Here is a 13,053-nt window from a genome sequence, read left to right as displayed (position 1 = left end):
CAGGTCGTCGGATAAGTTGGGTTTCGCGCTCGCCTCGGTCGACGAGCGAAGCGAGTGTTTGAAGAGAGTCAAGGAGCAGACCATGAAAGTCTCGGCATCTGTCAAGAAAATGTGTCGCAATTGCAAGGTGATCCGCCGCAAGGGCGTCGTCCGCGTGATTTGTACCGACCCGCGCCACAAGCAGCGCCAGGGTTGAGTCTGCGGACCATAGAAGCATCACAAGGACACGCAAATGGCACGTATTGCAGGCATCAACATCCCGCCGCACAAGCACACCGAAATCGGTCTGACGGCGATCTACGGCATCGGCCGTACCACCGCTCAGCAGATCTGTGATCGTGCGGGCATCGCCTGGTCGAAGAAGGTCAAGGACCTGAACGACAGCGATCTGGAAAAGATCCGCGACGAGATCGCGAAGATGACGATCGAAGGCGATCTGCGTCGCGAGATGTCCATCAACATCAAGCGTCTGATGGATCTGGGCTGCTATCGTGGCATGCGTCACCGTCGCGGCCTGCCGGTCCGCGGCCAGCGCACGCGCACCAACGCTCGCACCCGCAAGGGTCCGAAAAAGGGTGCCCAGGCGCTGAAGAAGTGAGCCGCTGAGCTCACCTGACGGAATCAAGGAACATCATGGCAAAAGCACCGAATAACACCGCTGCCCAACGCGTCCGCAAGAAGGTTCGCAAGAACGTGGCGGACGGCGTCGCGCACGTGCACGCATCGTTCAACAACACGATCATCACGATCACCGACCGCCAAGGCGGCGCGCTGTCGTGGGCCTCGTCGGGTGGCCAGGGCTTCAAGGGTTCGCGCAAGTCGACCCCGTTCGCTGCCCAGGTCGCTGCCGAAATGGCCGGTCGCGCTGCGCAGGAACAAGGCATCAAGAACCTCGACGTCAAGATCAAGGGCCCCGGCCCGGGTCGCGAATCGTCGGTTCGCGCGCTCGCTTCGCTGGGCATCCGCATCACGTCGATCTCCGACGTGACGCCCGTCCCGCACAACGGCTGCCGCCCCCAGAAGCGTCGCCGTATCTGATTCGAAGTTCGGCCGGACTCGTCCGGCCGCGCTCGAATAACAGTACTGAGCGCTCAGGCGCTTTCAGTTCTGCTAGAATCCCGGGTTTTCCTGCAGCCGGCAATGGTCGTGTGACCGTTGCCGGCTTGCATGTCTAGTGCGCCAGGCTTTTTGTCCGGCGATTTCCAGGCAACCAACCCAAGACCACCGTCTGAGCGCCATAACAACATTCGCCAGACTCGCGCATCGCATCAGTCGGCCAGCGGCCGTTTGACGCGGGCGTCAGAAAACCATTCCTCAAGGAAACAACGTGGCACGTTACCTCGGCCCCAAGGGCAAACTCTCTCGCCGTGAAGGCACCGACCTGTTCCTGAAGAGCGCTCGCCGCCCGATCGGTGACAAGGTCAAGTTCGACTCGAAGCCCGGCCAGCACGGCCGCACCTCGGGTTCGCGCACGTCGGACTACGGTCTGCAGCTGCGCGAGAAGCAGAAGGTCAAGCGCATGTACGGCGTGCTGGAAAAGCAGTTCCGCAAGTACTTCGCCGAAGCCGAGCGCCGTCGAGGCAACACCGGCGCCAACCTGCTGACGCTGCTGGAATCGCGCCTGGACAACGTCGTCTACCGCATGGGCTTCGGCTCGACCCGCGCCGAAGCGCGCCAGATGGTCAGCCACAAGTCGATCACGGTGAACGGCCAGTCGGTCAACATCCCGTCGTACCTGGTCAAGGTCGGCGACGTCGTCGCCGTGCGCGAGAAGTCCAAGAAGCAGCTGCGCATCGTCGATGCGATGAAGCTGGCGGAATCGATCGGCCTGCCCGCGTGGGTGTCGGTCGACGCGACCAAGCTCGAAGGCATCTTCAAGAAGACGCCGGACCGCGACGAATTCGGCGCCGAGATCAACGAATCGATGATCGTCGAACTGTATTCGCGCTGATCCAGATTCGCGGCCGCCTTGCTCGCCTGGTGCGGGCGATGCGGTCGCCGTCTCGTTGCGAGGCGCCGGGCCTCGCTACGGATGCAAAGGCTTCCCGGCGTGGTCCATCAGCCTTATCGGTGTAACGAGCCGAGGGTATTGAGAGGAACAGGACATACATGCAAACCAATCTGCTGAAACCCAAAGCCATCAACGTCGAGCCGCTGGGCGGCCATCGCGCCAAGGTCACTCTGGAGCCGTTCGAACGCGGCTACGGGCACACCCTCGGTAACGCGCTGCGCCGTGTGTTGCTGTCGTCGATGGTGGGTTACGCACCGACCGAAGTCACGATCGCAGGCGTCCTGCACGAGTACTCGACGGTCGACGGCGTGCAGGAAGACGTCGTCCACGTGATGCTGAACCTGAAGGGCGTCGTGTTCCGCCTGCACAACCGTGACGAAGTCACGCTGGTGCTGCGCAAGGAAGGCGAAGGCCCGGTGACGGCCGGCGACATCCAGACGCCGCATGACGTCGAGATCGTCAACCCCGACCACATCGTGGCCCACCTGGCCCAGGGCGGCAAGCTGGACATGCAGATCAAGGTCGAGAAGGGCCGTGGCTACGTTCCGGGCAACATGCGCCGCTTCGGCGACGAGACGACCAAGGCCATCGGCCGCATCGTCCTCGACGCCTCGTTCGCGCCGGTCCGCCGCGTCAGCTACGCCGTCGAGAACGCTCGCGTCGAGCAGCGCACCGACCTGGACAAGCTCGTGATGGAGATCGAGACCAACGGCGCCATCTCGCCCGAGGAAGCGATCCGTTCGTCGGCCAAGATCCTGGTGGAACAGCTCGCCGTGTTCGCGCAGCTCGAAGGCAGCGACATCGCCGCGTTCGACCAGCCGGCCCCGCGCACCGCCCAGTTCGACCCGATCCTGCTGCGTCCGGTCGACGAGCTCGAACTCACGGTTCGCTCGGCGAACTGCCTGAAGGCCGAGAACATCTACTACATCGGCGACCTGATCCAGCGTACCGAGACCGAGCTGCTGAAGACCCCGAACCTGGGTCGCAAGTCGCTCAACGAAATCAAGGAAGTTCTGGCTTCGCGCGGCCTCACCCTGGGTGCGCGTCTCGAGAACTGGCCTCCGCAAGGTCTGGACAAGCGTTAATTCGCCGGTTTGGACAATTCCCGCTGCCGGGCTCGTCGCAAGACGGGCGCCGTGTGCAAACCTCCGGTACCTGACACGGCCGGAGTTCAATAAAGACATCAAAGGAAATCACCATGCGCCATCGTCACGGCCTCCGCAAGCTCAACCGCACCTCGTCGCACCGCCAAGCCATGTTCCGCAACATGGCCGTCTCGCTGCTGCGCCACGAAGCCATCAAGACCACGCTCCCGAAGGCCAAGGAACTGCGCCGCATCGTCGAGCCGCTGATCACGCTGTCCAAGGAGCCGACGCTGGCCAACCGCCGCCTCGCCTTCGACCGCACGCGCGATCGCGAGATCGTCACGAAGCTGTTCGACGTCCTGGGCCCGCTGTTCAAGGCGCGTCCGGGCGGCTACACCCGCATCCTGAAGATGGGCTTCCGCAACGGCGACAACGCGCCGATGGCCTTCGTCGAACTCGTCGAGCGTTCGCACGACGAGGAAGCCGTCACCGACACGTCGGAAGGCTGATCCTCGGCGCCTTCGCGGCGCTGTCGACCCCCGAAAGGCCGGCTCTTGCCGGCTTTTTTCATGGCGCGTGCCAGCATGGCCAGCAACAGCGAGCCGGCGCAGAGCGTCGCCGCAGCCCCGGGCTCGGGGACGGCGCTGACCGGGGCGCTCGCCGACGCGATCGACGCCACGTAACCGCTGAACAGGCCGCTGAGTGGCGCGTCGGTATCGTTCTCGTAGCTCAGCCCGACGGTCCAGGCCTCGACGTCGTCGTATGCACCGAAGGCCCCGACGGCCAGGGCGTCGAAACTGACCCGGTCGAACTGCAGCCCGAGGCCGTCCATGTCGCTGACGGCCATGGACAGTCCGCTGTCGGCGAAGTCGAACGGGCTGCCGGCCGAGACCGACGCGGTCGCCTGCACGTCTGCCCAGATGCGCATGCGCGTGCCGGGCGCCAGCGTGAACTTCGCGGCGGAGACGCCGTCGCCCAGCCCGACCAGGCCCTGGCCAAAGGCATCGCCGCCGGCTCCGTCCGCAAACGCGGACGTGCGCACCGTCGCCCCGGCATTGAAGACGTTGCCGGTCAACGATGCCGTGACGCGAACCCCGGGATCCAGCGCGGTGCCGGTCGCGACCTGCCCGAACGCGCGCCCGCCGGCGGATCGCGAGCTGTCGCTGTTCGACCAGTCCCCCGAGATCGCGTCGCTCTCGGACGTGCTCCCGCCGGCGCCGGCGAAGACGATCTCCGCCACATGCCCTGGCCACATCGAGGTGACTGCCACGTGCAGCCCGGTCACCTCGATGGACGTGACGGCGCGCGCCCCGGCGACGAGCGGCAGCCAGGCGGCGGCGGCGCAGAGGCATCGGGCCAGGCGGGCCTTGATCGTCGTTCCTCTCATGTCCGGCAGCCCGGGCGCCGAGCCCGATGCTGTGCCGCAACGTGGCAGGAGGCGTGCCGCTCGGTCGGGAATCGTCCGGGTCGCACACCGCCGACGAACAAGCCGCGACAATAGCGATCTTTCCGGGAACGGGAGCCGCCACGAGCCGCTCTCATGCACATGATCAAACTGTCCTCGATCCGCGCGGCGCTGGCGTCGTTCGTCCTCTTGCTGACGCTGCTGCCGTTCCTGCCGGCGCACGCGGCCGACGACTTCCTCGATCCCGACCTGGCGTTCCAGCTGTCGGTGCGCGTGCTCGACGCGAAGCGCCTCGAGCTGAGCTACAAGGTCGCGCCCGGCTACTATCTGTACCGCGAGCGCTTCAAGTTCAGCTCGCCCGACGCCAAGCTGGGCGAGGCGCAGATTCCGCCGGGCAAGAAGCACTACGACACCGCGCTGGAGCAGAACGTCGAGACGTATCACGACGGCGTCGTCGTGATCCTGCCCGTGGCCTCCGCGAGCAAGGCGTTCACGCTGAACGCGACGCACCAGGGCTGCGCCGACAAGGGCCTGTGCTACCCACCGCAGCCGCGCACCGTGGCCGTCACGCTGAAGGCCTTCGGCGCCGATGCCGACTCCGCGAAGATCGTGGCGGACGCCGATGCGTCCGCGCCGCCCGCGGGCGTCGTGGCGCCGGTGTCGGTGCCTGCGCAGGGCGGGATGAGCGTGGCGAGCGGGGCGCTGCCGGATCCGCTGCGCAGCGTCGTGCTGGGCAGCTATGGCGCATCAGCGCCGCAGGTCGACCGTCCGTCGACGACAACCGGGCCGGCGCCCGGCGCGTCCGCAACGGCGGTCGCGCCCGCGTCGACGCAGGATGGCGACAGCCGCCTCGCCTCCGCGTTGCGTGGTGGTCGGATCGCGTTGATCGTGCCGCTGTTTTTCGTGGCCGGCGTGCTGCTGTCGTTGACTCCCTGCGTGCTGCCGATGGTGCCGATCCTGTCGTCCATCATCGTCGGCCAGGGCGAGAACGTCACGCGCAGGCGTGGCTTCACGCTGGCGCTCGCCTACGCGCTGGGCATGGCCCTGCTGTACACCGCGCTCGGCGTCGCCGCCGGCCTGCTGGGCGAAGGCCTGGCCGCCTGGCTGCAGAAGCCGTGGGTGCTGGCGTCGTTCGCGGCGCTGCTGGTGCTGCTGTCGCTGTCGATGTTCGGGCTCTACGAACTGCAGTTGCCGTCGGCACTGCGCGATGGCCTGTCCAGCAAGGGCGACCGCATGCGCGGCGGCCAGGTCGCGGGCGTGTTCGCGATGGGCGGGATCTCGGCGTTGGTCGTGAGCCCGTGCGTCGCCGCGCCCCTCGCCGCGGCACTGCTGCACATCAGCCAGACCGGCGACGCCGTGCTGGGCGGACTCGCGCTCTTCACGCTCGCGATGGGCATGAGCGTGCCGTTGCTGCTGGTGGGGGCGTCGGCCGGCGCGCTGTTGCCGCGTGCCGGGGCGTGGATGGATCAGGTCAAGCACGTCTTCGGCCTGCTGCTGATCGCCGTGGCCATCTACACGGTGCAGCCGGTTCTGCCGGCGCTTGTGGCGATGGCGTGCTGGGGTGTGCTGTTGATCGTCGGCGGCGCCACGCTGGGCGCGTTCGAGCCGGTCGCCGCCGGCGCGCACGCGGGTGTCGCACGCGCCGTAAAGGGCGTCGGCCTCGTGCTTGCGCTGCTGGGTGTGCTGCAATTCGTCGGCATCGCAAGCGGCGGGCGCGATCCCGCGCAGCCGCTCGCGCGTCTCGCGCGCGCGGCCGCGGGCGATGCCGTCGCTGCGTCTGCCGACGCCGGCCCTCGCTTCGACCGCGTCGCCAGCGTCGCCGAGCTCGACCAGCGCCTGCAGGCCGCAGGTCGCCCGGTGATGCTCGACTTCTACGCGGACTGGTGCGTCTCCTGCAAGGAGATGGAGACGCAGACCTTCGTCGATCCCGCCGTGCGCGCGAAGCTCGACAAGGCGTTGCTGCTGCGCGCCGATGTCACCGCCAACAATGACGACGACCGCGCCTTGCTCAAGCGCTTCCACCTTTTCGGCCCGCCCGGCATCATCCTGTTCGACGCCCAGGGCCACGAGCTCGAGACGGCGCGCGTCGTCGGTTTCCAGGACGCGCCCCGCTTCAGCAACAGCCTGACGGCCGCCGGACTCTGAATCGACGATGAAGCTCGCGCAGATCGTTTTCTCCCAAGGCTTCGGCGCGCGGCGCGCGTGCGAGGGCCTCGTGGCGGGCGGGTTCGTCACCATCGGTGGTGTCGTGCATGACGATCCGTTCGAGGATCTCGATCCCGAGGGTCTCGTGCTCAACGTCGAGGGCAAGGACTGGCCGTACCACGCGAAGGCGCTCATCGCGCTGAACAAGCCGGCCGGCTACGAGTGCTCGAAGAAGCCCAAGCACCACCCGAGCGTATACAGCCTGCTGCCGCCGCCGCTGCTGCGCCGCGACGCGCAGAGCGTGGGCCGCCTCGACGAGGACACCACCGGCCTGCTGCTGTTCACCGACGACGGCCAGCTGCTGCATCGCTGGACCTCGCCCAAGCACCACGTGCCCAAGGTCTACGACGCGTCGTGCAAGCATCCGGTGACGCCCGAGCAGATCGAGCGCCTGCTCGCGGGCGTCGTGCTGCAGGACGACCCCGAGCCCGTGCGCGCGCTCGCCGCCGAGCCGTGGGCCGGCGCGGCCGAGGGCCTGCACGGCATCCGCCTGACGCTGGCCGAGGGCAAGTACCACCAGGTCAAGCGCATGATGGCCGCGGTCAGCAATCGCGTGGAGGCGCTGCATCGCAGCCGCTTCGGCAAGCTCGAGCTCCCCACCGACCTGAAGCCCGGCGCCTGGTGCTGGCTGCCGGGCCCGAAGGCGATCGCCGACTGAGTTCCCGCGCGATGCCGCGGTGCATTTGCGCCTGGGCGTTGCGCAATGGGTCACGAGGCATCGCACCCTCGCGGGCTTCGGCTTGCCAGTGGCTCCCGTGGGCGGATATGCTGACGGGTGGAACGCGTGTTCCAGCCAGTGGGTTCCCACCGACGCAGCATGCCCCCAACGCGACTGAAGCCGATCCGACGCCTGGCCGCCATCGGCTTGTCCGCGCTTTGCGGCTGCCAGCCGGCGCCGCCGATCAAGGTGGCCTTCATCGGCGGGCTGTCCGGTCACGTGTCCGAACTCGCGATCGACGGGCGCAACGGTGCGCAACTGGCGATCGAGACGCTCAACGCGCAAGGCGGCCCTCGCTACGAACTGCGCGTCCATGACGACGCCCGTGCCACCGACGACGCGGCAACGGCCGTCGACGCCGTCGCCGACGACGGCGACGCGTTCGCCGTCGGCCCGATGACCAGCGTCGTCGCCAAGCGCATGGTGCCCGAGGCTGCGCGACGCCACCTCGTGCTGATCAGCCCGACGGCCAACTCCGACGAGCTCAGCGGCATCGACGACTGGTTCTTTCGCGTGATCCCGCCCGCGGGGCCGGGCGCCGAGCAGATCGCCGACGCCGCCGTCGGGCGCGGCCTGCTGTCTGCTTCGGTGATGGCGGACTGGGGCAACCGCACCTACAGCGAGAGCTTCTCGACCAAGTTCGCCGCGCGCTTCCAGTCGCAGGGCGGCGCGGCGCCGAACGTCGTGCGCTACGGCGCCGACGCGGCGCCCGACTACGCGAAGATCGCCGTCGACCTGCTGGCCACCCATCCGCGGCTGGTGCTGCTGGTGTGCGGCGCGGTCGACGCGTCGATCGCCGCGCAGCAGCTGCGCCGGCTGGATCCGGACGTGCAGCTCGCGATGGCGTCGTGGGCCGCCAACGTGCAGCTGCTGCAGATGGGCGGCCGCGCGATCGAAGGGGCGCTGGTGCTGCAGGCGCTCGATCTCGACAGCCCGGAGCCGGCCTATGTCGACTTCCGCAAGCGCTACATCGAGCGCTTCGGCAATCCGCCCAGCCAGGCCGCCGTCTTCTCCTTCGATGCGACGATGATGGGGGCCGAGGGCCTGCGCCGCAAGACCGACGGCCAGTCGCTGCGCGACGTGCTGGGCGCGCCAGGCACGTGGCCGGGGCTGCAGCATCCGGTGACGCTCGACCACTTCGGCGACAGCATCAACCGCTTCCACCTGAGCGAGGTGCGCAAGGGGCGCTTCGTCATGCTGGCGTCGTGAGCGCATGAGCCTCGCCCCGCCGTCCGCAGGCGTCCGCACCGTCATCGCCGCAGCAGGGATGGCCGCGTGAGGGTGCCGCGCCCGTCGCTCAAGCGCATCCTCACGCGCCAGTACGTGCTGCTCGCGTGCGTGCCGCTGCTGCTGGTGATCGTCCTGTGGAGCGCCGTCGCCATTCCGCAGACGCTGCGCGACATCGAGGCGGAGAACCAGCGCACCGCGCTGCTGATCCGCTCGCAGGTGGAGCTGCTCATCGCCGCGCCGCGCGAGGCCGCCGCGCGCGCGGCCACGCACGTGCGACCCGGCGCCGAGGAGCCGGAGATCCGCGCCGCGCTCAGCGAGGCCCTCGACGAGGCGCAGTCGCTCGAGTCGGCGATCCTGCTCGATACCAACGGCATCGTGGCGGTCGCCGAGGTGCGCCCGGGTACGCACGTCGGCAAGGAGGACTGGGAAGGGCTCGACCTGTCCAGCCGCCCGTTCTACGAACGCGCGCGCACGGCCACGGCGCCGGTCTGGTCCAACACATTCCTGTCGCCGCTGACGGGCCACATCACGGCCGTCGTCGCCGCGCCGTCCGACGGCCGCCTCGTGGTGGCCGACCTGTCGCTGGACCGGATGGCGCAGCAGATCCGCGTGTCCGGCGACGTGGAGGACGTCGCGGTGATCGTGTTCGACGGCCTCGGCCGCGTGATCGTGCATCCCGACCAGCGGCGCGCAAACTGGCAGGAGAACCTGAGCCACCTCGACCTCGTGCATCGGGCGCTCAACGGCTACTCCGGGCCCGGCGAGATCGAGCTCGATGGCGGGCACTGGCTGGCCACCGTCGCGCCGGCAGCCACGACGGGCTGGTACGTGCTGGTCGCGCAGCCCCGCAATGCGCTGTTCGCGCCGGTCAAGCAGCTCGCCGGGGTGGTCGGCATCGCGGTGCTGGTGGTGCTGGCCGTCGTCATCGCGATCGCGCTGAAGCTCGCTCAGCGGCAGGCCGGCAGCTATCGCCAGCTCGTGAGCGCGGCCGCCGACCTCGTCGACGACAAGCCGGGCGAGCCCGACGTCGATCTCGGCAGCGAGGAGGTCTACGCGTTGTGGGCGCAACTGCGCCGGCTGCTCGATCGCGCAAAGGAGCAGGAGCGCACCGCGCGCCACGCGCAGGCCGAGCTGCAGGCCTTGCTGGACGCCGCCACCGAGGTCGCGATCATCGCCGTCGACGCCGACCACGTCGTGCGGCTGTTCAATCGCGGTGCCGAGAAGATGCTGGGCTATCGGGCCTCTGAAGTCCTGGGCAAGCAGTGCCCGCTGGGCGTGCACGACCCCGTCGAGCTCGCGCGGCGCTCCGAGGAACTCACCCACCAGCTCAAGCGGCCCATCCATGGCCGCGAGGCGATCACCGCGATCGCGGCGCGCTTCGGCTACGAGGTGCGCGACTGGACCTATTTCCGCAAGGACGGCGCGCGAATCAGCGTCTCGCTGGCCGTGACGGCGGTGCGGGCGTCGCTGGCGAACGCGGGCGCGCCGCAGGGGCCGCGGGAGCGCAATGCCGAAGGCGAGGTCGTGTTCGCGCCGGGCAGCGGCGTCGCGGCCCCGGGCAGCGAGGCCCTGGGCTTCCTGTTCGTGGCCACGGACCAATCGGAGCGCATGCGTTCCAACGAACTCGAGCTGGCGCGCCGGCGCGCCGAGGCGGCGAGCCAGGCCAAGTCGGAGTTCCTCTCGCGCGTCAGCCACGAACTGCGCACGCCGATGAACGCGATGCTGGGCTACGCGCAGCTGCTGCAGCTCGAGGAGGCTCACCCGCTCGACGCCCACCAGCGCGAACGCGTCGCCCGCATCGAGGCCGCGGGCTGGCACCTGGTGACGCTGATCAACGACGTGCTGGACCTGTCGACGATCGAGTCCGGCAACGCGCGCATCCAGATGGCCGACGTCGATGTCGCGCTGGTCATCAACGAGAGCGTGCGCCTGCTCGCGCCGCTCGCCGAGAACGCGAAGGTGACGCTCGCGGTGGCGCTGCCGCAGCACCTGCCGCGCGAGGCGTGGAGCGTGCAGGCCGACGCCACGCGGCTGCGCCAGGTGTTCGTCAACATCATCGGCAACGCGATCAAGTACAACCTCGAGAACGGGCGCGTCGACATCGGCGTGAGCATCCGCACGGCCGACGGCGAGCCCGGTCAGGATGATCCCGGACGGCTGCTCATCGAGATCTCGGATACCGGACGGGGCATGACGGCCGCGCAGCTCGCGCGCCTGTTCTCGGCGTTCGATCGGCTCGGCCTCGAGTCCAGCTCCATCGAGGGCACCGGCATCGGTCTCGTGATCAGCCGCCGCCTCGTCGAGCGCATGGGCGGCGAGATCGCCATCGACAGCCGGCCCGATGTCGGCACGCGCGTGACGCTCACGCTGCGCCGCGCCCAGGGCCTGCCGCTGCTCGCTCCGGGCGACGCCCCCGCGCGCCTCGCGGTGCCGCACGGCGTCGGCGGGCAGATCGTCTATGTCGAGGACAACCCGATCAACGCGCTGCTGATGCAGGAGGTGGTCGAGCAGCGCCCCGACTGCACGCTGCACCTGGCGGTGAGCGTGCGCGACGGCATCGACATGATCGCCCGCCTGCGCCCTGACCTCGTGCTGGTCGACCTGCACCTGCCCGACGGCTCGGGCCTCGACGTGGCCGAATGGATGCGCACGATGCCGCTGCTCACGCGTGTGCCGGTGGTGGTGGTCTCGGCCGACAGCACCCAGGCCCAGCGCGACGCCGCCACCGTCGCCGGCGTGCGCGCCTACCTCGCCAAGCCGATCCGCCTGACCGAGGCCCTGCTGCTCATCGACGAGCTGCTGCCCGCGGCGAAGTGATCAGCGCGACCGGCGCTTTACGCAGATTCACGACCGCCGCGTGACAAGCACGCCCGTTTCATGCCATAATAGCTTTCTCAGTCGCGGGGTGGAGCAGTCTGGTAGCTCGTTGGGCTCATAACCCAAAGGTCGTAGGTTCAAATCCTGCCCCCGCAACCACCGCATTACCGAGGTGAAAACCTCGAGAGCAACGCCCACTTCCAAGTGGGCGTTTTGCTTTGTGGCCCATCTGTGGCCCAAATCTGGCCCATTCGTGGCCCGACCAGATTTTCAGAAGACCAGACTCGACCTTTGGGCTTGTGGCCTTGCCCTCTACGGTTTTGTATGCATTCCGACGGAATCGTAGCGGCCAGTGGGGTTGGCATTCGGCGAGCGTTAGTCAACGGTGGGTAGTGCGGAGCTTCGGCTTCTGTTCGTTTGGCGTCTCATGGATGGTCATTGGTACCACCTGCCGTACCATTGGTGCACGTCAATTTGCACGCGATTTCAAGTGGGTCATCCATGCCAACCTATCCCGTCCACGTGCCACGCAAGAGCTACAAGGGCTCCGATGCGAGGAAGCGCCAGAGCGTCGCGACCAGGAATGAACTCGCGAGCCGACTTGAGCGCTACATCAATGCGCAGGAAGCGGCTCAGACTGAGCCGCATCAGGTGCTGAGCTACGGCTCGATCGCGATGGAGACCGGCATTTCATTCGACCTGGTCAGCGACATCCTGTACTCGGTCGACTGCGGAAGCGGCGGCCTCACTATGTTCAAGAACGTTGCGCCGCGCGAATCGGTACGGGCAGAGGAGCGCGATCAATGACCGCCCAGGAAGCCTACGAAAGCATCCCAGTGGGCGGCAGTCGGATGATTGTCCGGTCGGCCCAGCAGACTTACGAGCAGTTCAATGCGTTCGTGCGAGAGCTCGAGGATTTCAAAGATCGTGGACTGTTGCGGCTAACAAGGGGCGAGCCGGAGTCCATGACCGGTCAACGCCATGTCGACAAAGTTCGACTCGACCGGCTCGAATAGGGCCAGCAAGGAAGCGCCGATGGGCGCCTTTCAAAGGGAGATACCTTGACGACATACGAAGAAGTCATCGCCGAGATGAAGGAACTGCGCACGGTCAAGGCGCGCATCCCGAAGCTCGGGAAGCTGATGAATGCCGCGCAGGATGCGCAGCTCAAGAGGTTGCTTCAGGATGCGGTGACAGTGATGCAGTCGCTCGACTTGGCAAAGGCACCGTCGCCTCGCAACAAGGGGGTAGCGGTGCGCGGGAAGACTACGCCGGGGGCCATCTATGGAGCTACGTTCCCTCCCCTCGTGAAGCTAAGCGAGTATTGCGAAGCGCGCGCGCAAGCGCAGAAGCCCGCGTGGCAAGTCGAGGCCGAACGGCAGGGCTGGGTGTCGGACTGGAAAGCCGAAGCCACGAGAAACGGCTGGACGCCACCAGCGCCTTGAGGAGTCTCTGCTCTCGCTCGGAGCCCTGACCTCAGAACACCTTCACGAGACGAACTTGGCTGAAGTTGCCGGCCTTGAATGAGGAATCGTTTCCCGCCATCGTGTCGGTGGCTGAGCACCTAGACGATGGTCTCCGA

At 67.7% G+C, this 13,053-nt stretch carries 14 protein-coding genes and 1 tRNA gene; 14 read left to right on the top strand and 1 reads right to left on the bottom strand.

All coding sequences use genetic code 11. From position 1 onward, the window contains the following. The first annotated feature begins 82 nt into the window (after positions 1–82). From rpmJ to rplQ, 6 genes are all read left to right on the top strand, one after another. Positions 83–196, top strand: a complete 114-nt coding sequence (rpmJ, locus tag LPC04_RS08420) for a 50S ribosomal protein L36 (RefSeq protein ID WP_125241517.1) — start codon at positions 83–85, stop codon at positions 194–196. A 36-nt stretch (positions 197–232) separates the two neighbouring features. Beyond that, the gene (gene rpsM / locus LPC04_RS08415; protein ID WP_275681729.1) at positions 233–598 is read left to right on the top strand and encodes a 30S ribosomal protein S13; all 366 of its coding nucleotides are present in this window, start codon (positions 233–235) and stop codon (positions 596–598) included. A 35-nt stretch (positions 599–633) separates the two neighbouring features. After that, entirely contained in the window at positions 634–1,038 is a 405-nt protein-coding gene (rpsK, locus tag LPC04_RS08410; protein ID WP_275681728.1) for a 30S ribosomal protein S11, read from the top strand. 289 nt (positions 1,039–1,327) lie between these two features. After that, positions 1,328–1,951 (top strand): 30S ribosomal protein S4, encoded by a 624-nt coding sequence (gene rpsD, locus LPC04_RS08405; RefSeq protein ID WP_275681727.1) that lies wholly within the window; start codon positions 1,328–1,330, stop codon positions 1,949–1,951. Between the two features lie 158 nt (positions 1,952–2,109). Beyond that, positions 2,110–3,096, top strand: coding sequence for a DNA-directed RNA polymerase subunit alpha (locus LPC04_RS08400; RefSeq protein ID WP_275681726.1), 987 nt, complete (start codon positions 2,110–2,112; stop codon positions 3,094–3,096). Between the two features lie 113 nt (positions 3,097–3,209). Then, positions 3,210–3,605 (top strand): 50S ribosomal protein L17, encoded by a 396-nt coding sequence (gene rplQ, locus LPC04_RS08395; RefSeq protein WP_275681725.1) that lies wholly within the window; start codon positions 3,210–3,212, stop codon positions 3,603–3,605. On the opposite strand, the gene LPC04_RS08390 is transcribed toward rplQ, so the two are convergent. After that, positions 3,488–4,483 (bottom strand): hypothetical protein, encoded by a 996-nt coding sequence (locus LPC04_RS08390; RefSeq protein WP_275681724.1) that lies wholly within the window; start codon positions 4,481–4,483, stop codon positions 3,488–3,490. The two genes, rplQ and LPC04_RS08390, sit on opposite strands and share 118 nt — an antisense overlap. 153 nt (positions 4,484–4,636) lie before the next feature. Between LPC04_RS08390 and dsbD the strand changes: the two genes are divergently transcribed. From dsbD to LPC04_RS08350, 8 genes are all read left to right on the top strand, one after another. Beyond that, a complete protein-coding gene (gene dsbD, locus LPC04_RS08385) occupies positions 4,637–6,646 on the top strand; it encodes a protein-disulfide reductase DsbD (RefSeq protein ID WP_275681723.1) in 2,010 nt (669 codons plus the stop codon). A gap of 7 nt (positions 6,647–6,653) precedes the next feature. Continuing rightward, positions 6,654–7,364, top strand: coding sequence for a pseudouridine synthase (locus LPC04_RS08380; RefSeq protein WP_275681722.1), 711 nt, complete (start codon positions 6,654–6,656; stop codon positions 7,362–7,364). 159 nt (positions 7,365–7,523) lie between these two features. Further along, complete coding sequence (locus tag LPC04_RS08375) at positions 7,524–8,633, top strand: ABC transporter substrate-binding protein (RefSeq protein ID WP_275681721.1); 1,110 nt, start codon at positions 7,524–7,526, stop codon at positions 8,631–8,633. Positions 8,634–8,699: 66 nt separating this feature from the next. Beyond that, a complete protein-coding gene (locus LPC04_RS08370) occupies positions 8,700–11,471 on the top strand; it encodes an ATP-binding protein (protein WP_275681720.1) in 2,772 nt (923 codons plus the stop codon). Positions 11,472–11,553: 82 nt separating this feature from the next. Beyond that, positions 11,554–11,630: transfer RNA gene (locus LPC04_RS08365), tRNA-Met, on the top strand. 342 nt (positions 11,631–11,972) lie between these two features. Next, on the top strand, positions 11,973–12,278 hold the full coding sequence (locus LPC04_RS08360; protein ID WP_275681719.1) for a hypothetical protein: 306 nt from the start codon (positions 11,973–11,975) through the stop codon (positions 12,276–12,278). Next, positions 12,275–12,487, top strand: coding sequence for a hypothetical protein (locus tag LPC04_RS08355; protein WP_275681718.1), 213 nt, complete (start codon positions 12,275–12,277; stop codon positions 12,485–12,487). The genes LPC04_RS08360 and LPC04_RS08355 overlap by 4 nt, the downstream gene beginning before the upstream one ends. Before the next feature lie 45 nt (positions 12,488–12,532). After that, a complete protein-coding gene (locus LPC04_RS08350) occupies positions 12,533–12,916 on the top strand; it encodes a hypothetical protein (protein WP_275681717.1) in 384 nt (127 codons plus the stop codon). The last annotated feature ends 137 nt before the right edge of the window (positions 12,917–13,053 follow it).

Origin of the sequence: Scleromatobacter humisilvae (genome assembly GCF_023231945.1) — a bacterium.
In the GTDB taxonomy this organism is placed as follows: domain Bacteria; phylum Pseudomonadota; class Gammaproteobacteria; order Burkholderiales; family Burkholderiaceae_C; genus Scleromatobacter; species Scleromatobacter humisilvae.
The sequence above is the reverse complement of the archived record's forward strand: the minus strand, read 5'-3'. Positions and strand labels throughout refer to the sequence as shown.

Excerpts from the sequence above, each read along its gene's own strand:
- rpsK (WP_275681728.1), top strand. The coding sequence starts at position 634 with ATGGCAAAAGCACCGAATAACACCGCTGCCCAACGCGTCCGCAAGAAG.
- LPC04_RS08380 (WP_275681722.1), top strand. The coding sequence starts at position 6,654 with ATGAAGCTCGCGCAGATCGTTTTCTCCCAAGGCTTCGGCGCGCGGCGC.
- LPC04_RS08355 (WP_275681718.1), top strand. The coding sequence starts at position 12,275 with ATGACCGCCCAGGAAGCCTACGAAAGCATCCCAGTGGGCGGCAGTCGG.
- rplQ (WP_275681725.1), top strand. The coding sequence starts at position 3,210 with ATGCGCCATCGTCACGGCCTCCGCAAGCTCAACCGCACCTCGTCGCAC.
- LPC04_RS08360 (WP_275681719.1), top strand. The coding sequence starts at position 11,973 with ATGCCAACCTATCCCGTCCACGTGCCACGCAAGAGCTACAAGGGCTCC.
- dsbD (WP_275681723.1), top strand. The coding sequence starts at position 4,637 with ATGCACATGATCAAACTGTCCTCGATCCGCGCGGCGCTGGCGTCGTTC.
- LPC04_RS08375 (WP_275681721.1), top strand. The coding sequence starts at position 7,524 with ATGCCCCCAACGCGACTGAAGCCGATCCGACGCCTGGCCGCCATCGGC.
- LPC04_RS08400 (WP_275681726.1), top strand. The coding sequence starts at position 2,110 with ATGCAAACCAATCTGCTGAAACCCAAAGCCATCAACGTCGAGCCGCTG.
- rpmJ (WP_125241517.1), top strand. The coding sequence starts at position 83 with ATGAAAGTCTCGGCATCTGTCAAGAAAATGTGTCGCAATTGCAAGGTG.
- LPC04_RS08390 (WP_275681724.1), bottom strand. The coding sequence starts at position 4,483 with ATGAGAGGAACGACGATCAAGGCCCGCCTGGCCCGATGCCTCTGCGCC.
- rpsM (WP_275681729.1), top strand. The coding sequence starts at position 233 with ATGGCACGTATTGCAGGCATCAACATCCCGCCGCACAAGCACACCGAA.